This is a genomic window from Streptomyces sp. NBC_01546 (genome assembly GCF_045208355.1).
In the GTDB taxonomy this organism is placed as follows: domain Bacteria; phylum Actinomycetota; class Actinomycetes; order Streptomycetales; family Streptomycetaceae; genus Streptomyces.
Genome location: NZ_CP109379.1, coordinates 5,187,083 through 5,212,449, shown reverse-complemented (window position 1 = coordinate 5,212,449; position 25,367 = coordinate 5,187,083). Strand labels below are relative to the sequence as shown.

At 70.4% G+C, this 25,367-nt stretch carries 22 protein-coding genes and 1 tRNA gene; 19 read left to right on the top strand and 4 right to left on the bottom strand.

Annotation, left to right across the window (positions count from 1 at the left end; all coding sequences use genetic code 11):
* Window positions 1–15: 15 nt before the first annotated feature.
* The 9 genes from OHA89_RS23870 to OHA89_RS23830 all read left to right on the top strand — a co-directional run bounded on the left by OHA89_RS23870 (window position 16) and on the right by OHA89_RS23830 (window position 11,593).
* Window positions 16–2,088, top strand: coding sequence for a biotin carboxylase N-terminal domain-containing protein (locus tag OHA89_RS23870; RefSeq protein WP_406367048.1), 2,073 nt, complete (start codon window positions 16–18; stop codon window positions 2,086–2,088).
* Window positions 2,085–3,017: a hydroxymethylglutaryl-CoA lyase gene (locus OHA89_RS23865; protein ID WP_266609639.1), complete on the top strand. Its 933-nt coding sequence runs from the start codon at window positions 2,085–2,087 to the stop codon at window positions 3,015–3,017. Before OHA89_RS23870 ends, OHA89_RS23865 begins: the two co-directional genes overlap by 4 nt.
* Window positions 3,018–3,024: 7 nt before the next feature.
* Entirely contained in the window at window positions 3,025–4,185 is a 1,161-nt protein-coding gene (locus OHA89_RS23860) for an acyl-CoA dehydrogenase family protein (protein WP_215147393.1), read from the top strand.
* Window positions 4,186–4,316: 131 nt separating this feature from the next.
* Window positions 4,317–5,354 carry an ABC transporter substrate-binding protein gene (locus OHA89_RS23855; RefSeq protein WP_266609637.1) on the top strand — a complete coding sequence of 346 codons (1,038 nt, stop codon included), beginning with the start codon at window positions 4,317–4,319 and terminating at the stop codon, window positions 5,352–5,354.
* A gap of 41 nt (window positions 5,355–5,395) precedes the next feature.
* Entirely contained in the window at window positions 5,396–6,295 is a 900-nt protein-coding gene (locus OHA89_RS23850; RefSeq protein ID WP_266609636.1) for a siderophore-interacting protein, read from the top strand.
* Between the two features lie 145 nt (window positions 6,296–6,440).
* Complete coding sequence (locus OHA89_RS23845; protein ID WP_406367047.1) at window positions 6,441–7,931, top strand: pyridoxal phosphate-dependent decarboxylase family protein; 1,491 nt, start codon at window positions 6,441–6,443, stop codon at window positions 7,929–7,931.
* Window positions 7,915–9,216: a lysine N(6)-hydroxylase/L-ornithine N(5)-oxygenase family protein gene (locus tag OHA89_RS23840; RefSeq protein WP_266609634.1), complete on the top strand. Its 1,302-nt coding sequence runs from the start codon at window positions 7,915–7,917 to the stop codon at window positions 9,214–9,216. Before OHA89_RS23845 ends, OHA89_RS23840 begins: the two co-directional genes overlap by 17 nt.
* Window positions 9,213–9,812 carry a GNAT family N-acetyltransferase gene (locus OHA89_RS23835; RefSeq protein WP_266609633.1) on the top strand — a complete coding sequence of 200 codons (600 nt, stop codon included), beginning with the start codon at window positions 9,213–9,215 and terminating at the stop codon, window positions 9,810–9,812. Before OHA89_RS23840 ends, OHA89_RS23835 begins: the two co-directional genes overlap by 4 nt.
* Entirely contained in the window at window positions 9,809–11,593 is a 1,785-nt protein-coding gene (locus OHA89_RS23830) for an IucA/IucC family protein (RefSeq protein WP_406367046.1), read from the top strand. The genes OHA89_RS23835 and OHA89_RS23830 overlap by 4 nt, the downstream gene beginning before the upstream one ends.
* Window positions 11,594–11,720: 127 nt before the next feature.
* On the opposite strand, the gene OHA89_RS23825 is transcribed toward OHA89_RS23830, so the two are convergent.
* A complete protein-coding gene (locus tag OHA89_RS23825; RefSeq protein WP_266609631.1) occupies window positions 11,721–13,313 on the bottom strand; it encodes a beta-N-acetylhexosaminidase in 1,593 nt (530 codons plus the stop codon).
* A 51-nt stretch (window positions 13,314–13,364) separates the two neighbouring features.
* Here OHA89_RS23825 and OHA89_RS23820 point away from each other — a divergent pair, with 51 nt between their 5' ends.
* The 3 genes from OHA89_RS23820 to glmS all read left to right on the top strand — a co-directional run bounded on the left by OHA89_RS23820 (window position 13,365) and on the right by glmS (window position 16,531).
* Window positions 13,365–14,267: a DUF4429 domain-containing protein gene (locus OHA89_RS23820; protein WP_266609630.1), complete on the top strand. Its 903-nt coding sequence runs from the start codon at window positions 13,365–13,367 to the stop codon at window positions 14,265–14,267.
* 97 nt (window positions 14,268–14,364) lie between these two features.
* Window positions 14,365–14,640: a hypothetical protein gene (locus tag OHA89_RS23815; RefSeq protein ID WP_069920372.1), complete on the top strand. Its 276-nt coding sequence runs from the start codon at window positions 14,365–14,367 to the stop codon at window positions 14,638–14,640.
* A gap of 73 nt (window positions 14,641–14,713) precedes the next feature.
* Window positions 14,714–16,531, top strand: a complete 1,818-nt coding sequence (gene glmS / locus OHA89_RS23810) for a glutamine--fructose-6-phosphate transaminase (isomerizing) (protein WP_215147410.1) — start codon at window positions 14,714–14,716, stop codon at window positions 16,529–16,531.
* Window positions 16,532–16,604: 73 nt separating this feature from the next.
* On the opposite strand, the gene OHA89_RS23805 is transcribed toward glmS, so the two are convergent.
* Together OHA89_RS23805 and OHA89_RS23800 are read right to left on the bottom strand one after the other, a co-directional pair.
* Window positions 16,605–17,174, bottom strand: coding sequence for an acetate uptake transporter (locus tag OHA89_RS23805; RefSeq protein WP_215147412.1), 570 nt, complete (start codon window positions 17,172–17,174; stop codon window positions 16,605–16,607).
* Between the two features lie 98 nt (window positions 17,175–17,272).
* Complete coding sequence (locus OHA89_RS23800; protein WP_215147414.1) at window positions 17,273–17,806, bottom strand: universal stress protein; 534 nt, start codon at window positions 17,804–17,806, stop codon at window positions 17,273–17,275.
* Window positions 17,807–18,129: 323 nt separating this feature from the next.
* On the opposite strand from OHA89_RS23800, the gene OHA89_RS23795 reads away from it, so the two are divergent.
* From OHA89_RS23795 to OHA89_RS23780, 4 genes are all read left to right on the top strand, one after another.
* Window positions 18,130–18,576 carry a hypothetical protein gene (locus OHA89_RS23795; RefSeq protein ID WP_323186017.1) on the top strand — a complete coding sequence of 149 codons (447 nt, stop codon included), beginning with the start codon at window positions 18,130–18,132 and terminating at the stop codon, window positions 18,574–18,576.
* 376 nt (window positions 18,577–18,952) lie between these two features.
* Entirely contained in the window at window positions 18,953–20,125 is a 1,173-nt protein-coding gene (locus OHA89_RS23790) for a helix-turn-helix domain-containing protein (RefSeq protein ID WP_215147416.1), read from the top strand.
* Window positions 20,126–20,231: 106 nt separating this feature from the next.
* The gene (gene orn, locus OHA89_RS23785; protein WP_406367045.1) at window positions 20,232–20,834 is read left to right on the top strand and encodes an oligoribonuclease; all 603 of its coding nucleotides are present in this window, start codon (window positions 20,232–20,234) and stop codon (window positions 20,832–20,834) included.
* 95 nt (window positions 20,835–20,929) lie between these two features.
* A tRNA-His gene (locus tag OHA89_RS23780) sits at window positions 20,930–21,002 on the top strand.
* Window positions 21,003–21,064: 62 nt separating this feature from the next.
* On the opposite strand, the gene OHA89_RS23775 is transcribed toward OHA89_RS23780, so the two are convergent.
* Complete coding sequence (locus tag OHA89_RS23775; RefSeq protein ID WP_266609629.1) at window positions 21,065–22,093, bottom strand: LacI family DNA-binding transcriptional regulator; 1,029 nt, start codon at window positions 22,091–22,093, stop codon at window positions 21,065–21,067.
* 102 nt (window positions 22,094–22,195) lie between these two features.
* Here OHA89_RS23775 and OHA89_RS23770 point away from each other — a divergent pair, with 102 nt between their 5' ends.
* The 3 genes from OHA89_RS23770 to OHA89_RS23760 are packed head-to-tail and all read left to right on the top strand — an operon-like array spanning window position 22,196 to window position 25,360.
* On the top strand, window positions 22,196–23,545 hold the full coding sequence (locus OHA89_RS23770; protein WP_266609628.1) for an ABC transporter substrate-binding protein: 1,350 nt from the start codon (window positions 22,196–22,198) through the stop codon (window positions 23,543–23,545).
* A gap of 7 nt (window positions 23,546–23,552) precedes the next feature.
* On the top strand, window positions 23,553–24,539 hold the full coding sequence (locus OHA89_RS23765; RefSeq protein ID WP_406367043.1) for a carbohydrate ABC transporter permease: 987 nt from the start codon (window positions 23,553–23,555) through the stop codon (window positions 24,537–24,539).
* Window positions 24,536–25,360, top strand: a complete 825-nt coding sequence (locus tag OHA89_RS23760; RefSeq protein WP_215147426.1) for a carbohydrate ABC transporter permease — start codon at window positions 24,536–24,538, stop codon at window positions 25,358–25,360. The genes OHA89_RS23765 and OHA89_RS23760 overlap by 4 nt, the downstream gene beginning before the upstream one ends.
* The last annotated feature ends 7 nt before the right edge of the window (window positions 25,361–25,367 follow it).

Here is a 25,367-nt window from a genome sequence, read left to right as displayed (position 1 = left end):
GTGAGGACCTCACTGATGTTCAGCACTGTTCTGGTCGCCAACCGGGGCGAGATCGCGGTCCGGGTCATCCGTACGCTGCGGCAGCTCGGCGTGCGGTCGGTGGCCGTCTTCAGCGACGCGGACGCCGACGCCCGCCACGTACGGGAGGCCGACACGGCCGTCCGGATCGGCCCGGCGGCGGCCGCCGAGAGCTACCTGTCGGTGGAGCGGCTGCTGGATGCCGCGCGGCGGACGGGCGCCGAGGCGGTCCACCCGGGCTACGGCTTCCTCGCGGAGAACGCGGCCTTCGCGGCGGCGTGCGCGGAAGCCGGTCTCGCCTTCATCGGCCCCCCGGCCTCGGCCATCTCCCTGATGGGCGACAAGATCCGGGCCAAGGAGACGGTGAAGGCGGCGGGCGTGCCCGTGGTCCCCGGCTCCTCCGGAAGCGGACTGTCGGACGCCGAACTGGTCGCGGCCGCCGAGGAGATCGGCATGCCGGTCCTGCTCAAGCCCTCGGCGGGCGGCGGCGGCAAGGGCATGCGGCTGGTGCGCGACCCGGCCGTACTGGCCGAGGAGATCGCGGCGGCCCGCCGCGAGGCCCGCTCCTCCTTCGGCGACGACACGCTCCTGGTCGAGCGGTGGATCGACCGGCCCCGGCACATCGAGATCCAGGTCCTCGCCGACTCCCACGGGAACGTGGTCCACCTGGGCGAGCGCGAGTGCTCGCTCCAGCGGCGCCACCAGAAGGTGATCGAGGAGGCGCCGTCGGTCCTGCTGGACGAGAAGACCCGCGCCGCGATGGGCGCGGCGGCGGTGGAGGCGGCCCGCTCGTGCGGGTACGTCGGCGCGGGCACGGTGGAGTTCATCGTCCCCGGCAGGGACCCCTCCTCGTACTACTTCATGGAGATGAACACCCGTCTCCAGGTCGAGCACCCGGTGACGGAGCTGATCACCGGGCTGGACCTGGTGGAGCTCCAGCTCCGGGTGGCGGCCGGCGAGCGGCTGGGCTTCGACCAGTCGGAGGTCCGGCTGACGGGCCACGCGATCGAGGCCCGCGTCTGCGCGGAGGACCCGGCGCGGGGGTTCCTGCCCTCCGGTGGCACGGTCCTCGCCCTGTCCGAGCCGTCGGGCGGTCCGGTCCGCACGGACTCCGGCCTGACGGCGGGCGTCCCGGTGGGCTCCACGTACGACCCGATGCTGTCGAAGGTCATCGCGTACGGTCCCGACCGCGCGGCGGCCCTGCGGGTACTGCGGAGTGCCCTCGCGGACACGGTGATCCTGGGCGTCCAGACCAACGCCGGTTTCCTGCGTCGCCTGCTGGCCCACCCGGACGTGGTCTCGGGCGACCTGGACACGGGCCTGGTCGAGCGCGACCTCCCGTCTCTCCTCCCGGAGGGGGTCCCGGACGAGGTGTACGCGACCGCTGCACTGCTGTCGGTCCCCCGCAAAACGCCGGTGGGGCTGGAAGGGTGGGCCGACCCCTTCGACGCCCCCAACGGCTGGCGCCTGGGCGGAACGCCGGCATGGACGGTCCACCACTTCCGTCTCCCCGGCCAGGACCCGGTGGCGGTCCGCACTCGCTCCCTTGGCGCGGACTCCGAGCTGCTCATCTCCGACCCCGCCGACGCCAATTCAGCCTCGCCGGCGTTTGAGGCGCGGGGTCTGGGGCAGAGCCCCAGCGCACCGGCCCGCGGCCGGATCGTGGCCCGCACCACCGACCACGTCACGGTCGAACTCGACGGCGTCACCCACCGCTTCGCCTACGCCGCCTCCCCGGACGGGGTCTGGCTCGGGCGCGACGCGGACAGCTGGCACGTCCAGAGCCACGACCCGGTGGCCGCATCCCTGAGCGGGGCCTCGAGGGGAGGCGCCGACACCCTCGCCGCCCCCATGCCCGGCACCGTCACCGTCGTCAAGGTGGCCGTCGGGGACAAGGTGGCCGCCGGCCAGAGCCTCCTGGTCGTCGAGGCGATGAAGATGGAGCACGTCATCTCCGCCCCGCACGCCGGGACCGTCACCGAACTCGACGTCACCCCCGGCGCGACCGTCGCCATGGACCAGGTCCTGGCCGTCGTCACCCCGGAAACGGAAGAGGAGGCGACCGCATGAACGGCCTGCCCATGACCGTCCCGGCCCCCGGCCTGCCGGCCCGGGTCCGGATCCACGAGGTCGGCGCCCGCGACGGGCTGCAGAACGAGAAGACGGCCGTCCCCACCTCCGTCAAGGCCGAGTTCATCCACCGGCTGGCCGCCGCCGGCCTCACCACCATCGAGGCCACCAGCTTCGTCCACCCGAAGTGGGTTCCGCAGCTCGCCGACGCCGAGCAGCTCTTCCCGCTGCTCGCCGACGTCGACGCGGCGCTGCCCGTGCTCGTGCCCAACGAGCGCGGCCTGGACCGCGCGCTCGCCCTCGGGGCCACCCGCATCGCCGTCTTCGGCTCGGCCACCGAGACCTTCGCCTCCCGCAACCTCAACCGCACCGTCGCCGAGTCCCTCGCCATGTTCGAGCCCGTCGTGGCCCGCGCCAAGCAGGAAAAGGCCCACGTCCGCGGCTACCTCTCGATGTGCTTCGGCGACCCCTGGGAGGGCCCCGTACCGGTCCACCAGGTGGTCCGCGTCGCCAAGGCCCTGTTCGACCTCGGCTGCGACGAGCTGAGCCTCGGCGACACCATCGGCGTCGCCACCCCCGGCCACGTCCAGGAGCTGCTGAGCGGCCTGGGCGAGGCGGGCGTCGGCACCGACCGGATCGGCGTGCACTTCCACGACACCTACGGCCAGGCCCTGTCCAACACCCTCGCCGCGCTCCAGCACGGCGTGACCACCGTCGACGCCTCCGCAGGCGGCCTCGGCGGATGCCCGTACGCGAAGAGCGCCACCGGCAACCTCGCCACCGAGGACCTGGTGTGGATGCTCGACGGCCTCGGCATCGAGACCGGGGTCGATCTGGCCGCCCTCACCGCCACGAGCGTGTGGATGGCCGAACAGCTGGGGCGACCCAGCCCCTCACGTACCGTCCGCGCCCTCTCCCACAAGGAGTAACGAAGACATGTCCCTCGACCACCGGCTCACCCCCGAGCACGAGGAACTCCGCCGTACCGTCGAGGCGTTCGCGCACGACGTCGTCGCGCCCAAGATCGGCGACCTGTACGAGCGGCACGAGTTCCCGTACGAGATCGTCGCCGAGATGGGCCGCATGGGCCTGTTCGGCCTGCCCTTCCCGGAGGAGTACGGCGGCATGGGCGGCGACTACCTCGCCCTCGGCATCGCCCTGGAGGAGCTGGCCCGCGTCGACTCCTCGGTCGCCATCACCCTGGAGGCCGGGGTCTCCCTGGGCGCCATGCCCCTCTACCTCTTCGGTACCGAGGAGCAGAAGCGGGAGTGGCTGCCGAAGATGTGCTCCGGCGAGATCCTGGGCGCCTTCGGTCTGACCGAGCCGGGCGCCGGCAGCGACGCCGGCGGCACCCGCACCACCGCCGTCCGCGACGGCGACGAGTGGGTCATCAACGGCTCGAAGTGCTTCATCACCAACTCCGGTACGGACATCACCGGTCTGGTCACGGTCACGGCCGTGACGGGCCGCAAGGCGGACGGCCGCCCGGAGATCTCCTCGATCATCGTCCCGTCCGGCACGCCCGGTTTCACGGTCGCCGCCCCGTACTCCAAGGTGGGCTGGAACTCCTCGGACACCCGCGAGCTGTCCTTCGACGGCGTACGGGTCCCCCTCGCCAACCTGGTCGGCGAAGAAGGCCGCGGCTACGCGCAGTTCCTGCGGATCCTCGACGAGGGCCGGATCGCCATCTCCGCGCTCGCGACGGGCCTGGCCCAGGGCTGTGTGGACGAGTCGGTGAAGTACGCGAAGGAGCGGCACGCCTTCGGCAAGGCCATCGGCGACAACCAGGCCATCCAGTTCAAGCTCGCCGACATGGAGATGCGCGCGCACATGGCCCGCATCGGATGGCGCGACGCCGCTTCCCGGCTGGTCCGCGGGGAGTCGTTCAAGAAGGAGGCGGCGATCGCGAAGCTGTACTCCTCCACGGTCGCCGTGGACAACGCCCGTGAGGCCACCCAGATCCACGGCGGCTACGGGTTCATGAACGAGTACCCGGTGGCGCGCATGTGGCGGGATTCGAAGATCCTGGAGATCGGCGAGGGCACCAGCGAGGTCCAGCGCATGCTCATCGCCCGTGAACTGGGCTTCTCCGCCTAGTCGCAGTCCGCTCGTGTGCCGGGGGTCCTAAGAAAACTTAGGGCCCCCTTACCGTTTTCGGCCAAGGTTAGGCTAACCTTCCCTCCGAACGGCTCAGTGGCCGCCCGGCACGCACGAAATCGGACATCGACATGCCCAAGTCCCGAACCTCCTCCTTCACCCGTCGCGGATTCATCGCGGCCGGCGGCGCCCTCGGCCTCGTCGCGGCACTGGCCGCGTGCGGCGGCACCGATTCGGCGAAGGGCGACGGCGGAGCGGACAAGGGCGCCGCGGCGTCGGGCCCCTGGACCTTCAAGGACGACCTCGGCAAGGACGTCAGCACCAAGGCGAAGCCGAAGAACATCGTCGCCTTCACCGGCACCGCCGCCGCGCTGTACGACTACGGCATCCCGGTCAAGGGCGTGTTCGGCCCGACCAAGACCGCCGACGGCAAGCCCGACGTCCAGGCCGGCTCGATGGACATCTCCAAGGTCGAGATCATCGGCAACGTCTACGACGAGTTCAACGTCGAGAAGTACGCGGCCCTCCAGCCCGACCTGCTCGTCACCAACACCTGGGACGGCACCCTCTGGTACGTGCCCGAGGCCTCCAAGGACAAGATCACGCAGCTGGCCCCGGCCGCCGCCATCTCCGTGGGCGGCGACGCCACCCTGGACAAGGCGCTGGAGCGCACCGCGGAGCTCGCCAAGTCCCTCGGCGCCGACATGAACGCCAAGAACACCGTCGACGCCAAGGCCCGCTTCGAGTCGGCCGCCGGGAAGGTCCGCGCGGCCACCAAGGCCAACCCGGGCGTCAAGGTCCTCGTCGGCTCCGGCTCCGCCGACCTGTTCTACGTCTCCACCCCGGACACCTCGGCCGACCTGAAGTACTTCAAGCAGCTCGGCGTCGAGTTCGTCACGCCGGAGAAGCTGGACGAGGGCGGCTTCTTCGAGAGCCTCAGCTGGGAGAACGCCGGCAAGTACAAGGCCGACGTCGTCCTGCTCGACAACCGCACCGGCACCCTGCAGCCGGAGGAGCTGAAGGCGAAGGCCACCTGGGCCGAGCTCCCGGCGGTCAAGGCCGGCCAGATCACCCCGCGCGTCACCGAGCCGATCTACTCGTACGACAAGTGCGCCACGATCCTCGAGGAGCTCGCGAAGGCCGTCCAGAACGCCAAGAAGGTCAGCTGACCGCCTTTCCTTCCGGCTGAATCCCAGGGGGGACTCTCCGCATGACCGTCACCGCGTCCGACGTCCCGGCCGTCGCGCACTTCCGGTTCTTCGCGCTCGACGTGCTCCGCACGCGCCGCCTCGGCCACTCGTTCCTGCGGGTCACGTTCGGCGGTGAGTCCCTCGCGGACTTCCGCTCGGGCGGCTTCGACCAGAGCCTGTCGCTCTTCCTGCCCCCGTCCGGCCAGGAGCACACCGTGCTCCCGTCCACGGACGAGGACACCTGGTTCGCCGCCTGGCGCGGGATGCCGGACGAGGAACGGCCGGTGATGCGCTCCTACACCGTGCGCGAACAGCGCCGTACGGCCGAGGGCGTGGACGAGGTCGACATCGACTTCGTCCTGCACGGGGACTCGAGCCCCGCCTCCCACTGGGCGGGCCGGGCGGTGACCGGCCGCCGGATCCTGGCGATCGGCCCGGCCGTCGCGGAGAACAAGTCCGTACGTTTCCGCCGGCCGGCGGGCGCCGACGCGGTCTGGATGTACGCGGACGAGACCGCCCTGCCGGCTGCGGCCGCGATCCTGGACCGGCTGCCGGCCGGGACGCGGGTCCGCGCCTGGTTCGAGGTCCCGCACGAGGACGACCGGCTCGCGCTGTCGACGCTCGCCGAAGCGGACATCACCTGGATCGTCCGCGAGGGCGACGGCCATGAGCGCACCGAGCAGGTGCTGGGCGCGCTGCGCTCGGCCGGGTCGCTTGCCGCCGAAGCCCCGTACGTGTGGCTGGCGGGCGAGGCGGGCACCGTGCGCGCGACGCGCCGCCACTTCGTGCAGGAACGCTCCGTCGACCGCCGCTCGGTGAGTTTCACCGGCTACTGGCGGCTCGGCGCGAGCGAGGAGCAGCTCCTCGCCGAGGCGTACGCGGGCAAGGCCCCCAGTGAGGACCCCGCTTCCGAGCTGTAGCCAACCCCCGTACGTCACAGGGAACTTCAGAGATGGGCCCCGGCTTCCGGCCGGGGCCCATCTCCATTTGGCTTGAAACTTAGGTTAGGCTAACCTAAGCAACACACCCCACCCCCCCCTTCTCCCCCTGCCCGGAGGAAAGTTGATGCGCTCGCATCTGCTGAACGAGACGACCGCGGACCTCTACCGGCGCTCCGTCACCGAGGGCGTCGAACGTGTCGCCGCCAAACTCGCGACCACGGAACGGCCCCACACCGGTATTTCCGTCGCCGAACTCGCCCCGGTCATCAACGGGATCGACCTGGACAAGCCGCTCGAGGACCCCGCCGCCGTCCTGGACGAGCTGGAGGACGTCTACCTGCGCGACGCGGTGTACTTCCACCACCCGCGCTACCTGGGCCACCTCAACTGCCCGGTCGTCATCCCGGCGGTGCTCGGCGAGGCGATCATCTCGGCCGTCAACTCCTCGCTCGACACCTGGGACCAGTCCATCGGCGGCACGCTCATCGAGCGCCGCCTCATCGACTGGACCGCGCAGCGCATCGGCCTCGGCCCCGACGCGGACGGCATCTTCACCTCCGGCGGCAGCCAGTCCAACTTCCACGCCCTGCTGCTGGCCCGCGACGAGGCCTGCCGCATCGTGATGAAGCGCGCGCTGGACGAGGGGCGCGAGCTGGCGAAGTCCGAGGTCCTCCCCAAGCTGCGCATCTTCACCTCCGAGGCCAGCCACTTCAGCGTGAAGAAGTCGGCCGCCATGCTCGGACTCGGCTACGAGGCCGTCATCGCCGTCCCGGTCGACCGCAACCGCCGGATGGACACCGCGGTGCTCGCCCTGGAGCTCGAGGAGTGCGCCACCGAGGGCCTCTTCCCGATGGCCGTCGTCGCCACCGCCGGCACCACCGACTTCGGGTCCATCGACCCGCTCCCCGAGATCGCCCGCCTGACCGCCGAGCACTCCGCGTGGATGCACGTGGACGCCGCCTACGGCTGCGGACTGCTGGTCTCCCCCACCCGCCGGCACCTCCTCGACGGCATCGAGCACGCCGACTCCGTCACCGTCGACTACCACAAGTCGTTCTTCCAGCCCGTCAGTTCCAGCGCCATGCTGGTCCGCGACCGCGACACGCTGAAGCACGCCACGTACCACGCGGACTACCTCAACCCGCGCCGCATGGCCGAGGAGCGCATCCCCAACCAGGTGGACAAGTCCATCCAGACCACGCGCCGCTTCGACGCGCTCAAGCTCTGGATGACCCTGCGCGTCATGGGCGCCGACGGTGTCGGCGCCCTCTTCGACGAGGTCATCGACCTGGCCGCCGCGGGCTGGGACATCATCGACGCCGACCCGCGCTTCGAGGTCGTCGTCAAGCCCCAGATCTCCACCCTCGTCTTCCGCTACGTGCCGGAGGGCGATGTCCGCGGGGACCTGGTCGACGAGGCCAACCTGCACGCCCGCAAGGCCCTGTTCGCCTCGGGTGAGGCCGTCGTCGCCGGCACCAAGGTGGACGGGGACCAGTACCTGAAGTTCACGCTTCTCAACCCTCAGACCACGACGGCCGACATCTCTGCCGTCCTCGACCTTCTTGCCGCACACGCCGCGCAGTTCCTGGGAGAATCCCTTGCCGTCCACCGTTAAGCCCCGTGACTTCATCGGCATCGGCCTCGGTCCCTTCAACCTGGGACTCGCCTGCCTGACCGCGCCGATCGACGAGCTCGACGGGCTGTTCATCGAGTCGAAGCCGCACTTCGAGTGGCACGCCGGAATGTTCCTGGACGGCGCGCACCTGCAGACGCCGTTCATGTCGGACCTGGTCACCCTCGCCGACCCGACCTCGCCGTTCTCCTTCCTGAACTACCTGAAGGACCAGGACCGGCTGTACTCCTTCTACATCCGGGAGAACTTCTACCCGCTGCGGGCCGAGTACAACGACTACTGCCGCTGGGCCGCCGACCGCCTCGACAACGTCCTGTGGTCCACCTCCGTCACCGAGGTCACCTACGACGAGCAGGCCGGTCTCTACCAGGTCCGCACCGACAAGGGCGAGACCCACCTGGCCCGCCGCCTGGTCCTGGGCACCGGCACCCCGCCCTTCGTCCCGGAAGCCTGCGCCGGTCTCGGCGGCGACTTCCTGCACAACTCCGCCTACATGCAGAACAAGGCAGAGCTCCAGAAGAAGAAGTCGATCACTCTGGTCGGCTCGGGCCAGAGCGCCGCCGAGATCTACTACGACCTCCTCGCCGAGATCGACGTGTACGGCTACCAGCTCAACTGGGTCACGCGCTCACCGCGGTTCTTCCCGCTGGAGTACACGAAGCTGACGCTGGAGATGACCTCCCCCGAGTACGTGGACTACTTCCACGCCCTCCCCGAGGACACCCGCTACCGGCTGGAGACCCAGCAGAAGAACCTCTTCAAGGGCATCGACGGCGATCTGATCAACGCCATCTTCGACCTGCTCTACCAGAAGAGGATCACCATGCCGGGCCCGGTCCCCACGACCCTGCTGACGAACACCTCGCTGAACAGCACGGCCTACGACACCACCACGGGCACGTACACCCTGGGCCTTCGCCACGAGGAGCAGGAGCGGGACTTCTCCCTCGCCTCCGAGGGCCTGGTCCTGGCCACCGGCTACAAGTACACGGTCCCGGAGTTCCTCGCCCCCGTGCGCGACCGGCTGAACTTCGACGGCCGAGGCCGGCTGGACGCCGCCCGCAACTACAGCGTCGACAGCACCGGCCGCGGGGTCTACCTCCAGAACGGCACGACCCACAACCACTCCCTCACCTCGCCCGACCTGGGCATGGCCGCGTACCGCAACGCGTACATCATCGGCGAGCTCCTCGGCCGCGAGTACTACAAGGTCGAGAAGTCCATCGCGTTCCAGCAGTTCGCAGTCCCGGAAGGCATGCACGCATGAGCACCACCGGCTCCACCACCGAGATCCTGTACTCCCGCACCGACGCGGCCCTCGGCACCTTCGCCGTCCGCCCGCTGGACCCCTTCGCCGACGCGGAGCTCCTGCACGGCTGGGTCACGCACCCCAAGGCCTCGTTCTGGATGATGCAGGACGCCTCGCTGCCGGACGTCGAGCGCGAGTACATGAAGATCGCCGCGGCCGAGCACCACCAGGCCTTCATCGGCCTCCACGAGGGCCGTCCCGCCTTCCTGATGGAGACGTACGACCCGGCCCGCCTGGAGCTCGTCGGCCTGTACGAGGCCCAGCCCGGCGATGTCGGCATGCACTTCCTCGTCGCGCCGAGCGAGCAGCCGCTGCACGGGTTCACCCGCGCGGTCATCACCACCGTCATGACGGCCGTGTTCGCCGACCCGGAGGCGCAGCGCGTCGTGGTCGAGCCCGACGTCCGCAACACCGCCGTCCACGCCCTGAACGAGGCGGTCGGCTTCGTGCCCGACGGCCCGGTCACCAAGCCGGAGAAGGAAGCCCTCCTCAGCTTCTGCACCCGCGCCCAGTTCGAGTCGGCCACCGGCCTCATCAAGGAGCTCTCGATATGAGCCTCGCCGACGCCGTCTCCCACCTCTCCCCCGAGCTGTGGGCCCGCGCCAACCGCGCCCTGGTCCGCAAGGCCCTCGCGGAGTTCTCCCACGAGCGCCTGCTGACCCCGAAGCCGCTGGACTCCGGTCTCTACTCGGTCCTGAGCGAGGACTCCTCGGTGGAGTACCGCTTCGCGGCCACGCACCACGCCCTGGACCACTGGTCGGTGGACGAGTCGTCCATCACCCGCCACCAGGACGGTACCGAGCTTCCGCTGGACGCCCTGGACTTCCACATCGAGCTGCAGCAGTCCCTGGGTCTCAGCGCCGAAGTCCTTCCCGTCTACCTGGAGGAGATCTCCTCCACCCTGGCCGGTTCGGGCTTCAAGTACACGAAGCCGCAGATCTCCTCCGCCGTCCTCGCCAAGTCCTCCTTCCAGGACATCGAGACCGGCATGACCGAGGGCCACCCCTGCTTCGTCGCGAACAACGGCCGCCTCGGCTTCGGCGTGCACGAGTACCTCTCGTACGCCCCGGAGACCGCGAGCCCGGTCCACCTGGTGTGGGTGGCGGCCCGCAAGGACGTCTCCACCTTCACCGCGGGCGCGGGCCTGGACCACGACTCCTTCATGCGCGCCGAACTGGGCGACGAGACGCTCTCGGCCTTCTCCGCCAAGATGACCGCCCTCGGCCTGGACCTGGCGGACTACCACCTCTTCCCGGTCCACCCCTGGCAGTGGTGGAACAAGACCACGATCACCTTCGCCGCCGAGATCGCCAACCGCCGCCTGGTCCTGCTGGGCGAGGGCACGGACGCGTACCTGGCTCAGCAGTCGATCCGCACCTTCTTCAACACCAGCGCCCCCGAGAAGCACTACGTCAAAACGGCGATCTCGGTGTTGAACATGGGCTTCATGCGGGGCCTGTCGGCCGCGTACATGGAGGCCACCCCGGCCATCAACGACTGGCTCCACCAGCTGATCGAGTCGGACTCCGTGCTGCAGTCCGTCGACTTCTCGATCATCCGCGAGCGCGCGGCGATCGGCTACCACCACCGCCAGTACGAGCGCGCCACCGACCGGTACTCCCCGTACCGCAAGATGCTGGCAGCGCTCTGGCGCGAGTCCCCGGTGAACTCCCTCCAGGGCGACGAGCGCCTGGCCACGATGGCCTCGCTCCTCCACGTCGACGCCGAGGGCAAGTCCTTCGTCGGCGCCCTGATCGCGGAATCGGGACTGACCCCCGCCGAGTGGCTGCGTTCGTACCTGCGGGCCTACCTGGTCCCGCTCCTGCACTGCTTCTACCAGTACGACCTCGCCTACATGCCGCACGGCGAGAACACGATCCTCGTCATCGAGGGCGGCGTGGTGAAGCGGGCGATCTTCAAGGACATCGCCGAGGAGATCGTGGTCATGGACCCGGACGCGGTGCTGCCGCCCGCGGTCGAGCGGGTCCGGGCGGACGTCCCGGAGGACATGAAGCTGCTGTCGATCTTCACGGACGTCTTCGACTGCTTCTTCCGCTTCCTCGGCTCGATCCTGACGACGGAGGGCATCTGCGAGGAGGACACCTTCTGGCGGGCGGTCGCGGACTGCGCCCACGAGTACCAGGACTCCCTGCCGGCCCTGTCGGACCGCTTCGAGCGCTACGACCTGTTCGCCGAGGAGTTCCAGCTGTCCTGCCTCAACCGCCTCCAGCTGCGCAACAACAAGCAGATGGTCGACCTCGCCGACCCCTCCGCCGCACTCCAACTGATCGGCACCCTCAAGAACCCCCTCGCGCGGTTCGCTGCGCGGCGGTAACCAGGCCCGGGCGGGCTGCCGATACGGTCCCTCGGCAGCCCGCCCGATTGCCCGCAGGGCAATATCAGCCCCGCCGGCGTTTGAGGCGCGGGGTCTGGGGCGGAGCCCCGGCAACGGCGCCGCACCGCTAAGACCACGGCACGTCCGGCGCCCGGTAGTACGCGATGTCCTGCGCATCCATGCGCGGCCCCTGCGCGGCCAGGCGCAGGCTGTACGACGCCCAGTCGAGCGCACCGGCGGGCGACCAGCCCAGCTCCGCCAGCCCCAGCACCCGCGGAAACGCCATCAGCTCCCAGTCCGCCCGCGTGGCGATCGTCTCCGTCCACAGCGGCGCCTCCACCCCCAGGACGGCCGACTCCGGGACCCCGGCCAGGTAGGCCCCCGGGTTCCACGAGTACGACCTCTTCACCGGGACGAACCCGGCCCACGCCAGGCCCGGCTTCGTCGCCAGGTCGTACTTCATGTCCAGGTACAGCCGGTCCGCCGGCGACAGGATCAGCGGGTGCCCGGCCTTCGCGGCCGCGACGACCCGAGCCTTCTCCGCGGCCGGGGTCCGGTCGTGCCCCCAGTACTGCAGCACCGCCCCCGCCGCCGGCCGCGCCGCCGCGAGCTGGTGCCAGGCGACCACCGTCTTGCCGTACCGGCCCACCACCGCCTGCGCCCGGTCCATGAAGGCCGCGTAGTCCGCCGCCGGCGTCGAGTGCGCCTCGTCGCCGCCGATGTGCAGGTAGCGGCCCGGCGTCAGCTCCGCCAGCTCGCCGAGCACCTCGTCGATGAACTCGTAGGTCCGCTCCTTGGCGACGCACAGCGAGCTGAAGCCCACCTTGATCCCGGTGTACCGCGCCGGGGCCTTCCCGTCGCAGTTCAGCTCCGCGTACGAGGCGAGCGCCGCGTTCGTGTGCCCCGGCATGTCGATCTCCGGGACCACGTCCACGTACCGCTCCCCCGCGTACGCGACGAGCTCCCGGTACTCGTCCTTCGTCCAGTGGCCGCCGGGTCCGCCGCCGACCTCGCTGCCGCCCCCGTACTCCGCCAGCCGCGGCCAGGAGTCGATCGCGAGACGCCACCCCTGGTCGTCGGTCAGGTGCACGTGCAGGGTGTTGACCTTGTACTGGGCGAGCTGGTCGACGTACCTCTTCACCTGCTCCACCGTGAAGAAGTGCCGCGCGATGTCGATCATCGCGCCCCGGTACGCGAAGCGCGGCCGGTCGGAGACGGTCCCGCCGGGCACCGTCCCGGGCCCGGTCACCGGTACCAGCTGCCGCAGCGTCTGCCCGGCGTGGAACAGGCCGGCCGGGGTCCGTGCGGTGAGGGTGATCCCGTCCGGTCCGGACTCCAGCCGGTACCCCTCGTCCCCGACCCCCTCGGCCTCCTCGTCGACGCGGAGCCGGATCCCGTCCCCCTCGGCCCCGTCGACCACCGGCAGCGGGAGCCCGCTCGGGCCGCGCAGCTGCTCGGCGAGGAGCTCGCCGACCCGCCGGACCTCCTCGTCGGGTCCCGGGCCGGTACGGATGACCGTGCCCGCCCCGAAGGAATACCCGGGGCCTTCGGCTCGTGCGGAGACGGGCGCCGGAAGGAGCCGTTCGAAGGGGGTCAGGGCGGCGGCGGGGGCGTCGTCGCCGGGGCTGGCGTCGTCACCCCGGGCGGTCGTACAGGACGTTGCCGCGCCGAGCACGGAGAGGACGAGGAGGGTGCCGAGCGTGCGTCGCAGGACTCTCATGGCTCAGGTATAGGCCAATTGGGCCGCCACGGCCGGTGCGAGAATCGTCGGATGGCGGAAATCATCCAGAAGGACGGCACTTGGAGCTTCGACGGGGACACGGTGCGCATCGTGCCGGGCCGCGACAAGGGGGTGGGCCTGCTGCGCCAGACGCTCGGCGAAGTGGCCGTCCCGCTGCGCGCGCTGGCCGGGATCAGCTTCGAACCGGGGCGCAAGGCGGGCCGGTTGCGGCTGCGGCTGCGTGACGGCGCGGACCCGCTGCTCCAGGTGACCGGCGGGCGGCTGCCGGACGCCTCCGACCCGTACCGGCTGACCGTGGAGACGGACCGGACCGGGGTGGCGGAGTACTTCGTGGACGAGGTGCGGGGAGCGCTCCTGCTGGACCAGGTGGAGACCGGGCCCACGCGCGAGTACCTGCTGCCGGGCCCCGCGGTGCCGATCACGGCGGGCGCGGGCGACGGGACCGTGGCCTTCGACGGGGACCGGGTGTCCCTGGAGTGGAACTGGACGGCCGAGGAGGCCAAGCGATCCGGCGGGACGCGGGCGTTCCGGGTGGCGGACCTGCGGTCGGTGGAGTGGTCCCCGTCCAAGGGGCTGACGAGCGGCTGGCTGCGCTTCCTCCAGGCGGGCACCGCGGCGCCCGCGTCGCCCAAGTACGACCCCTTCACGGTGGAGCTCTTCGGTTTCAAGAACGACCCGCTGATGGCGCTGGTCGCGGCGGCGGTGGCGGCCCGGATGCCCCACCCGGCGGCTGCTCCGGCCGATCCGGCCGCCCCCGCCGGGGCCCTGGGCGCCGGCCCGGCCGCGCGGCCGGCGGGGTCGGCGGAGGATTCAGCGGCGGACCACGACACCCTCCTGCGCCGCCTGCGCGAGCTCGGCGAGCTGCACCAGTCGGGGATCCTCACGGCCGACGAGTTCGCGGCGGCCAAGCAGGCCGTTTTGCGGCGTTTCTGACCGGATCCATCCATTCCACTGGTCCAGACCAGAAGGATCCTGCCCGATTTCGGGCAGGATCTTTGCGTTCGGCGCCCTGACCCGCCAGTATCTACGGGTGCTCGATCGCCGCCCGTCGCATGACGACCTCGTCGACCACCTGGTGCGCAGCACCTCGCTGCAGCGGGGTGAGGCCGCCCGGGTGGTGCTCGACGTGCTCGCGTACTTCGACGAGACGACCGAGGAGTTCGTCCGCCGCCGCCACCGGGAACTGCAGTCCGGCGGAGCGGTCAACGCGGAGATCTTCGAGCGGATCGCGGCCGAGCTGCCGCACCGCGCCGTGGCGCCTCCGGAGCTCTCGCTCCGGCAGCTGCGCCGCATCGTCTACGGCTGACGCACGGCTGCGACACCGGCTGAGACCCAGCCACCCGAGCACACGTACCGAACTTCAGGAGGGGCATAACCGTATGTGCGGAATCGTCGGTTACATCGGCAAGCGTGACGTTGCACCACTGCTGCTGGAAGGCCTGCAGCGCCTCGAGTACCGCGGATACGACTCCGCGGGCATCGTCGTCAACAGCCCGAAGGCCGCGGCCCTGAAGGTCGTCAAGGCCAAGGGCCGGGTCCGCGAGCTGGAGTCCCGCGTCCCCAAGCGCTTCGCCGGCACCACCGGCATCGCCCACACCCGCTGGGCCACGCACGGCGCCCCGAGCGACATCAACTCCCACCCCCACCTCGACGCCGAGAACAAGGTGGCCGTCGTCCACAACGGCATCGTCGACAACGCCTCCGAGCTGCGCGCCAAGCTCGAGGCCGAGGGCGTCGTCTTCGTCTCGGAGACCGACACCGAGGTGATCGTCCACCTGATCGCCCGCTCCCTGGCCGACTCCCTCGAGGAGAAGGTCCGCGAGGCCGTCAAGGCGATCGAGGGCACCTACGGCATCGCCGTCATGCACGCCGACTTCGCCGACCGCATCGTCGTCGCCCGCAACGGCTCCCCCGTCGTCCTGGGCATCGGCGAGAAGGAGATGTTCGTCGCCTCGGACGTCGCCGCCCTGGTCGCCCACACCCGCCAGGTCGTCACCCTCGACGACGGCGAGATGGCCACCCTGAAGGCCGACGACTTCCGCACCTACACCACCAGCGGTGCCACCACCACCGCCACCCCGGAGACCGTGGAGTGGGAGGCCGCCTCCTACGACATGGGCGGTCACGACACCTACATGCACAAGGAGATCTCCGAGCAGCCCGACGCGGTCGACCGCGTGCTGCGCGGCCGGATCGACGACCGTTTCAACACGGTGCACCTGGGCGGCCTGAACCTGGACCCGCGCGAGGCGCGCGGCATCCGCCGGGTCAAGATCCTGGGCTGCGGCACCTCGTACCACGCGGGCCTCATCGGCGCCGGCCTCATCGAGGGCATGGCCCGGATCCCCGCGGACGCCGAGCCGGCCTCCGAGTTCCGCTACCGCAACCCGGTCGTGGACCCCGACACCCTCTACATCGCGGTGTCCCAGTCCGGTGAGACGTACGACGTGCTCGCGGCGGTGCAGGAGCTCAAGCGCAAGGGCGCCCGCGTCCTCGGCGTGGTCAACGTGGTCGGCTCCGCGATCGCCCGCGAGGCGGACGGCGGCGTGTACGTGCACGCCGGCCCCGAGGTCTGCGTCGTCTCCACCAAGTGCTTCACCAACACGGTCGTCGCCTTCGCGCTGCTGGCCGTGCACCTGGGCCGCATCCGGGACCTGTCGGTCACCGACGGCAAGCGGATCATCGAGGGCCTGCGCAAGCTGCCCGCGCAGATCCAGGAGATCCTCGACGGCGAGGACGACATCAAGAAGCTGGCGGCCGAGTTCGCCGAGGCCAAGTCGATGATGTTCATCGGCCGGGTGCGCGGTTACCCGGTGGCCCTGGAGGCCTCCCTCAAGCTGAAGGAGATCTCCTACATCCACGCCGAGGCCTACCCGGCCTCCGAGCTCAAGCACGGTCCGCTGGCGCTGATCGAGCCCTCGCTGCCGACCGTCGCGATCGTCCCGGACGACGACCTGCTGGAGAAGAACCGCGCGGCGCTCGAGGAGATCAAGGCGCGCAGCGGCCGGATCCTGGCGGTCGCGCACCGCGAGCAGGAGAAGGCGGACCACACCATCGTGGTCCCCAAGAACGAGGACGAGCTGGACCCGATCCTGATGGGCATCCCGCTCCAGCTGCTGGCGTACCACACGGCCCTGGCCATGGGCCGGGACATCGACAAGCCGCGCAACCTGGCGAAGTCGGTCACGGTCGAGTAGCCGGCGGCCTGTTGGCCTGAGACATGCGAAGACCCCCGTGCGCACCGCGCACGGGGGTCTTCGCACAGGGTGTTCAGCCTGCGGCGACCGCGCCGCGCCTCGAGCCCTTGCCCACCGCCATCGGCCAGTGCGCCAGTGCCGCGGTGGCTCCGTACCAGGCCAGCAGCCCGGACACGGCGGCGACCCAGCCGCCGGCCTTGGCGAGGCCATCGCTGCCCGCGAACGAGCCTATGGCCAACAGGAGGAGGGACAGGGTCAGCAGGGCATAGACGCCCTGGCTGAACAGACCGCTCGCCGCGGCGACCGTGAGGGTCAGCGCGAGCAGGGCGAAGAGGACCAGAAACGTTCCGGCGGCTTCGTCGGAGACCGACGCCCCGGCTCCCTTGGCCCAGGTGAACCAGAAGACGCCGAGGCCCGCGAACGCGGTGCCGTTGAACCCGTTGCCGCCGCGGTACTCGAGGAGCCCGAGGAGGAAAAGGGCCGCGCCGCCGACGTACATCGCGAGCGACACGGAATTGGCGGCGGTCACTCCGTCGATGACACCGGTGTGGCCGATACCGAACGCGAGAAGGGTGAGACCCAGGGCGATGTTCCCGAGGGTCGAAGTCGAGGCCGTGCTTCCCGCAGAGACACCATTGTCCACGGCGGGCTCCCTTCGATCTGCAGTTGTTTGCTGCGTCCCAGCAGCATTTATCTACCCTTTACACGGGTGCACAACCGCACAATCGGCTTAACAGACGGTCACGGAATGACAACGACCGGTCGCTGTGCGCGCTTGGCCAGCCTGCCCGCCACGGACCCGAAGATCCGGCCCACGATGCCGTGCGTGGAGCCGACCACGATGGCGTCGGCCGAATACTCCCGGCCGACCTCCTCCAGCTCGTGGCAGATGTCCCCGCCCCGCTCGACCAGGATCCAGGGCACCTCGGCCAGATAATCCGCGCAGGCGAGCTCCAGCCCCAGCACCTCGGTGCGGTGGTCCGGCACGTCCACGAAGACGGGGGGCTCACAGCCGGCCCAGACGGTGGTGGGCAGCCGGTTGGCGACATGGACGATGATCAGACCGGAGCCGGAGCGACGGGCCATGCCGATCGCGTACGCGAGTGCGCGCTCACTGGACGTGGATCCGTCGAATCCCACAACGACCCCGTGCCGGAAGGCCGGATCGCAGGGTAGGCGTGTCTGTTCCACCGCGCGCAGATCGGCGGCCGACGCGGGGTCGGCGACGCGTTTGCGCTTGCGGTCCGCGGGTTCGGAGAATTCGTGACCGGCCATCGGTATCTCGGCGAAGAGGTCCTTGGAGGAAGCAACAGGGGCGAAATTCGGCGACGCTGGGTAACGGGGCTCTGTCCGGGAAGCATCTTCCCAAGCCCATACCCACCAGGGTACGGCGACACTCCTGTCCTGCACAGGGCTTGCCGCCCTTGGAGAGCGTCCCAGGGAGCATGCCGGAGCGAGCCCGCCTTGGCAATGCCCGCTGTCCCCTACAGCCAGTGACGATCGGGCCCGGCGCCACCCGTGCGCGCAGTGACCGAGCCCGGCCGAGCCGCGTTGGGCATGGGTCCGACCGTCCAGGAAGAGCCCGCAGGGAGCACGCCGTGCCCGGCCATCCGGTACACCCCGTCCAGCCAGCTCAGCCGACACAGTCCGTCCACCAGTACGCCCACACCGCCCCGCTCCACGCCCCTTCCCACCGTTCCGCTCTTCACTCGTCCGTGCACCCCGCCGGACGTCGTCACGACGACCCCGCGGGTGACGTCGTGCGCTGGGCCGCCTTCAGCTGCCTGCTCGTCCCCGTGGTCCTCGTCGTCTACGGAACCTCCTTCGGCGGGGCCGCGGTCGCCACCCTCGGCCTGTTGGCGGTGACGGCCGCGTGCCGGGTGCTGCTGCGCTACTCGGAGAGGGCGGAGCGGGCCACGGCTCGAGTTCCGGTGGAGGAACGGCTCGGGCCCGCCCCCCGCGGCCGGCACTCGCGCGGCGGCTCCGGTGGACATCGCGTCTGCGGCGGTTCCGCCCCGCGCGCGGCGCCGTCCCCGCACGACTGACTCATTCGCACACCCACACCCGCATGTTTTCAGCCAACTTCCCAGCAGAGTGGCCTTCTTGCCGGAATGTCCCCCCAACCCCCCTACCACCAGCGACGACAGACGCCGGGGGGCGCTTCGACCCTACGGGTACTGGCCACGAGCGGACCGGACGCCTCCCACCCAGGTAGCGGAGTGGAACGCTTCCTGATCGAATGCTTTTCGCCAAGTTGAGAAGTCGACATAGCGCTGCGTGCTGAACTTGTCACGCCGACACCACGGGACGCAGTAGATTCGATCATGTATTTACGGCGGGGGATCCACGTGCAAGGCCGAGGGGAAACGTGCAGGTGCGACCAGACCAAGGAGTCGCGACACCCAAGGGGGGCTTAGCGCCATGAGCCAGGATTCCACCGCCGTCGTCGCGGACGCCGGCCGGAAGCTCGCGGGGCGTCGCCGCAGGGAGATTGTCGCGGTGCTGCTCTTCAGCGGCGGACCGATCTTCGAGAGCTCCATTCCACTTTCCGTGTTCGGCATTGACCGGCAGGACGCGGGAGTTCCACGCTACCGATTGCTCGTGTGCGCCGGTGAGGACGGTCCGCTCAGGACCACCGGCGGACTCGAACTGACCGCGCCATACGGGTTGGAGGCGATCGCCCGGGCAGGCACGGTCGTCGTGCCCGCATGGCGTTCCATCACTTCACCACCCCCTCCGGAGGCGCTCGACGCACTGCGTCTGGCGCACGAGGAGGGAGCCCGGATCGTCGGACTGTGCACGGGAGCCTTCGTGCTCGCCGCCGCCGGTCTGCTGGACGGCCGGCCCGCGACGACGCACTGGATGTACGCGCCGACGCTGGCCAAGCGGTACCCGTCCGTCCATGTCGATCCGCGCGAGCTGTTCGTCGACGACGGAGACGTGCTCACGTCCGCGGGCACGGCGGCCGGAATCGACCTGTGCCTGCACATCGTGCGCACGGACCACGGCAGTGAGGCGGCCGGGGCCCTGGCCCGCAGGCTCGTCGTCCCGCCGCGCCGTACGGGCGGACAGGAGCGCTATCTCGACCGGTCGCTGCCGGAGGAGATCGGCGCCGACCCGCTGGCCGAGGTCGTCGCCTGGGCGCTGGAACACCTCCACGAGCAGTTCGACGTGGAGACCCTGGCGGCCCGCGCCTACATGAGCAGGCGCACCTTCGACCGCCGGTTCCGCTCGCTGACCGGCAGCGCGCCGCTCCAGTGGCTGATCACCCAGCGGGTGCTCCAGGCACAGCGGCTGCTGGAGACCTCCGACTACTCGGTCGACGAGGTCGCCGGTCGCTGCGGGTTCCGTTCGCCGGTCGCCCTGCGCGGGCACTTCCGGCGGCAGCTGGGGTCCTCCCCGGCCGCCTACCGCTCCGCCTACCGGGCACGACGGCCGCAGGCCGACGTGGCTCAGGTGTCCCAGCTCCAGGAGAGCCCGGTTCCGCACCAGCGCACTCCGCAGCCCCAGCGGGCGGCGGCGGCCCTGGCCGCGGCGGGCCCGACGGTGACGGAGCTGTACGCCCCCGGCCGGGTCCTGCGGGAACACGCGTAACCCACACAACGGGTACGGCAAGCGAAGGTCCTCCATCGGTCACCGCCGATGGGGGACCTTCCGCATATGCGGTCCGGGCCCGAGGGGACCGCATAAGGTGGGACACATGAACGATCGCATGGTGTGGATCGACTGCGAGATGACCGGGCTCTCGTTGACGGACGACGCACTTATCGAGGTGGCCGCACTGGTCACCGACTCGGAGCTCAACGTGCTCGGCGAAGGCGTGGACATCGTGATCCGCCCGCCGGACGCGGCCCTGGAGACCATGCCCGACGTGGTGCGCGAGATGCACACCTCCTCCGGACTGCTCGAAGAGCTGGCCGGCGGGACCACCCTGGCGGATGCCGAGGCGCAGGTCCTGGCATACGTACGGGAGCACGTGAAGGAGCCCCGCAAGGCGCCCCTCTGCGGAAACTCGGTCGGCACCGACCGCGGGTTCCTGCTGCGTGACATGGCGGCGCTGGAGAGCTACATGCACTACCGGATCGTGGACGTGTCCTCGGTCAAGGAGCTGGCGCGCCGCTGGTACCCGCGGGTGTACTTCAACAGCCCGCCCAAGAACGGCAACCACCGGGCGCTCGCGGACATCAAGGAGTCCATCGCCGAGCTGCGCTACTACCGGGAGGCGGTCTTCGTTCCGCAGCCCGGGCCCGACTCGGACACGGCTCGGAGCATCGCCGCCAAGCACGTCCTGCCCGCCGAATAGCCGACCCGGAGCGAGGGGCGCGATAAGGGGGGAGCGAGCACCCTCCCGGACCCTGTACCCTTTTCTTCGGCCGGTCGGTTCTCCGACCGGACATGGTGGGTGTAGCTCAGTTGGTAGAGCACCTGGTTGTGGTCCAGGTGGCCGCGGGTTCAAGTCCCGTCACTCACCCTGATGAGAAGGTCCCGGTCCGCGAAAGCGGACCGGGACCTTCTGCGTTCACGAGGACTGCTTCACGAGGACTCCCGGACCACCAGCCGGTTCGGGAGCACGACGGCCGCGTCTCCCCCCGGTTCCCCGGCGATCCCGGCCAGCAGCACCCGCGCCATGGTCCGGCCCATCTCCTCGATCGGCTGCCGGACGCTGGTCAGCGGCGGGTCCATGTGCCGGGCCACCACCGAGTCGTCGAAGCCGACCAGCGCCACGTCCTGCGGAATCCGGCGGCCGGCCGCGCGCAGCTCCCGCCGGGCGCCCGCCGCCATGACGTCCGAGGCCGCGAAGACCGCGTCGAGCGCCGGGCGGCGCTCCAGCAGCTCGCGCATGGCCCGGCGGCCGCCCTCCTCGGTGAAGTCGCCGACCGAGATCAGCCCCTCGTCGGCCAGGTGCCCGGCGGCGGCCAGGGCCTGCCGGTAGCCGTCGAGGCGGCACTGGGCCCCGTACACGTCCAGCGGTCCGGTGATCGTGGCGATCGCGCGGCGGCCCCGGCCGACGAGGTGGCGTACGGCCTCGGCCGCGCCCCCCAGGTTGTCCGAATCCACCGAGGGCAGCGTCTCGGCGGCGGAGCGGCGGCCGCTGATCACCGTCGGGATGCCGAGCTCGGCCAGCAGCTCCGGCAGCGGATCCCCGGCGTGGACGGAGACGAGGAGCACCCCGTCGACGCGGTGCCCCGACAGGTACTGGGAGAGGCGGCGGCGCTCGCGGTCGCTGCCGGCCAGGGTGAGGACGAGCTGGACGTCGGTCTCGGCGAGGGCGGAGCCGACCCCGCGGACCACGTCGGAGAAGTACGGCTCGGCGAAGAAGCGGGCCTCCGGCTCGGGAATCACGAGAGCGATGGCGTCGGTACGGTTGGCCGCGAGGGCGCGGGCCGCGCGGTTGGGCACGTAGCCCAGCTCGGCGACGGCCGCCTCCACGGCGGTCCTGGTGTGGTCGCTGACCTTGGAGGAACCGTTGATCACCCGGGAGACCGTGCCGCGCCCGACTCCGGCGCGCACCGCGACCTCCTCCAGGGTCGGCCGTCCCCTTTTGCGCCCTTGCCCCTTCATGGCTTCCTCCCGGCTGTGAATCTACCCCTTGACGGCTGTGGGAGCGCTCCCACACTGTGGCACACGACACCCGGCACGTCCCGTCCTTCAAGGAGGATGCACATGCGAGCCCCAGCCCGAGTCCCCGTCCGAGCCCGAAGAACCCTTGCCACGGCAGTCACCGCGGTGGGAGCGGCGGCCCTGCTGCTCGCGGGGTGCGCGCAGGATCCGGCCGAGAAGTCCGAAAGCGGCGCCCCGGCCGGCGACAAGGGGAAGACCACCCTCACCGTCGGGGTCTTCGGGGCCTTCGGCCTCCAGGAGGCCGGCCTCTACGACGAGTACATGGCCCAGAATCCCGGGATCCGCATCGAGCAGACCTCGATCGAGCGGAACGAGAACTACTACCCCCAGCTCCTCACCCACCTGGGGACCGGGAGCGGGCTCGCCGACATCCAGGCCGTCGAGGTCAACAACATCGCCGAGATCACCGCCACCCAGGCCGACAAGCTCGTCGACCTGGGCAAGGCGCCGGGGGTGGACAAGGCCGCGTACCTGCCCTGGAAGTGGGCGCAGGGCACGGCGAGCGCGGCGAAGGGCGGGGCCACGGTCGGCCTGGGCACCGACATCGGGCCGCAGGGGATCTGCTACCGCAAGGACCTCTTCGAGGCGGCCGGGCTGCCCAGCGACCGGGCGGCGGTCGGGGCGCTGTGGGCGGGCGACTGGAACAAGTACCTGGAGGCGGGCAAGGCGTACAAGGCGAAGGCGGGCGAGGGCAAGGCCTTCGTGGACTCCGCATCGGGCGTGATGGCGGCGGTGACCGGCAGCAGCGCGCAGCGCTTCTACGACGAGCAGGGCAAGGTCGTCTACAAGACCAACCCCGCGGTGCGCGGGGCCTTCGACCTGGCGGCCTCCTTCGCCACCGAGGGGCTGAGCGCCAAGCTCCAGCAGTTCACCCCGGCCTGGGACCAGGGCTTCGCCAACGGGTCCTTCGCCACGGTCTCCTGCCCGGCCTGGATGCTCGGCTACATCCAGGACAAGGCGGGCCCGGCGGGCAAGGACAAGTGGGACGTGGCGCAGGCGCCGAAGCCGAGCAACTGGGGCGGCTCCTTCCTGGTGGTGCCGAAGGCCGGCAAGCACGCCCAGGAGGCGGCGAAGCTGGCGGCCTGGCTGACGGCTCCGGCGCAGCAGGCGAAGCTCTTCGAGAAGCGGGGCAGTTTCCCGAGCGCGAGCGCCGCCTACAAGCTGCCGACGGTGTCGGGCGCGCAGCACGCGTACTTCGGAGGGGCCCCGATCGGCGAGATCTTCGCGAAGGCGGCGGAGGGGGTGCCGGTGACTGTGGTCGGTCCGAAGGACCTGGTGATCTCACAGAACCTGGCGGACATCGGGATGCTCCAGGTCGACCAGAAGGGCCGCAGTCCCCAGGAGGGCTGGGAGGCCGCGGTGAAGGCGATCGACAACGCCTTGGACCAGTGAGGCTCAGGTGACGGACGAGACGGCTGTTCTGTCCCCCTCCGCCGCCGGCTCGAAGGAGCCGGCGGCGGAGGGGGGCGCCCGGGGCCAGATATGGCGCTCACGCCGCTACCGGTGGGACCTGCGCTGGAGCCCGTACGCCTTCGTGGCGCCCTTCTTCCTCTTCTTCGCCGTCTTCGGGCTGTTCCCGTTGCTGTACACGGGCTGGGCGGCGCTGCACCAGGTGGAGCTGACCGATCCGGATTCCATGACGTGGGTGGGGCTGAAGAACTTCACCCGGCTGTGGGAGGACGAGTTCTTCTGGAACGCGCTGCGCAACACGGTCACCATCGGGCTGCTGTCCACGGTGCCGCAGCTGGCGATCGCGCTCGGTCTGGCCCATCTGCTCAACTACAAGATGCGCGGCTCCGCCTTCTTCCGGGTCGCCGTCCTCACCCCGTACGCGACGTCGGTGGCGGCGGCCACCCTTGTGTTCGTGCTGCTCTTCGGCCGGGACTACGGGATGGTCAACTGGGCGCTGTCGGCGGTCGGTCTGGGGGCGGTGGACTGGCAGAACGGCACCTTCGCCTCCCAGCTGGCGGTCTCCACCATCGTGATCTGGCGGTGGACCGGCTACAACGCGCTGATCTACCTGGCGGCGATGCAGGCCGTGCCGGGCGAGCTGTACGAGTCGGCCGCGCTGGACGGGGCGTCGCGCTGGCAGCAGTTCCTCCACGTGACCGTGCCCTCGCTGCGGCCGACGATCCTCTTCACGTGCGTCGTCTCGACGATCGGGGCGACCCAGCTGTTCGGCGAGCCTTTGCTGTTCAACGGCGGGGCGGGCGCGACGGGCGGCTCGGAGCACCAGTTCCAGACGCTCGGGCTGTATCTGTACGAGCAGGGCTGGGTGAACCTGCACCTGGGGCGGGCCTCGGCCATCGCGTGGGCGATGTTCCTGATCCTGTTGGTCATCGCGGGCGCGGCACGGCTGCTGCGCGGACGGGGGGCTTCCCGATGAGATCGCTGCGTGCGGGCAGGCTCACCTACGTGGTGCTGGCCCTGTTCACCGTCGGCTCCCTCTTCCCGCTGGTGTGGACGGCGATCGCGGCCTCCCGGAGCAATACGCGGCTTGCGCAGACCCCGCCGCCGTTCTGGTTCGGCGGGAACCTGGGCCGCAACCTCCAGGTCGCGTGGACCGACGCGAACATGGGCACCGCCCTGCTGAACACCGTGGTCGTGGCCGGCACCGTCGCCGCGGGAACGGTGGTGTTCTCCACCCTGGCGGGCTTCGCCTTCGCCAAGCTCCGCTTCCGCGGCAGCCGGCTGCTGCTCGGGCTGGTGATCGGGACGATGCTGATCCCGCCGCAGCTGAGCGTGGTCCCGCTGTACATGCTGATCGCGGAGCTGTCGTGGACCGACCGGCTCCAGGCGGTGATCCTGCCGACCCTGGTGTCCGCGTTCGGCGTCTTCTTCATGCGGCAGTACCTGGCCCAGGCCCTGCCGATGGAACTGGTGGAGGCGGCACGCACGGACGGGGCGAGTTCGCTGCGGATCGTGTGGCACGTGGTGTTCCCGGTGGCCCGGCCCGCGATGGCGGTGCTGGCCATGCTGACCTTCGTCATGGCCTGGAACGACTTCTTCTGGCCGATCGTCGCGCTGACCCAGAACGGCAGCCCGACGGTGCAGGTGGCCCTGACCGGGCTGGGCCGGGGCTACATCCCCGACCAGTCGGTGATCATGGCGGGTGCGCTGCTGGGCACGCTCCCGCTGCTTCTGGTGTTCCTCGTCTTCGGCCGCCAGATCGTCGGCGGCATCATGCAGGGAGCGGTCAAGGGTTGACCTCCTT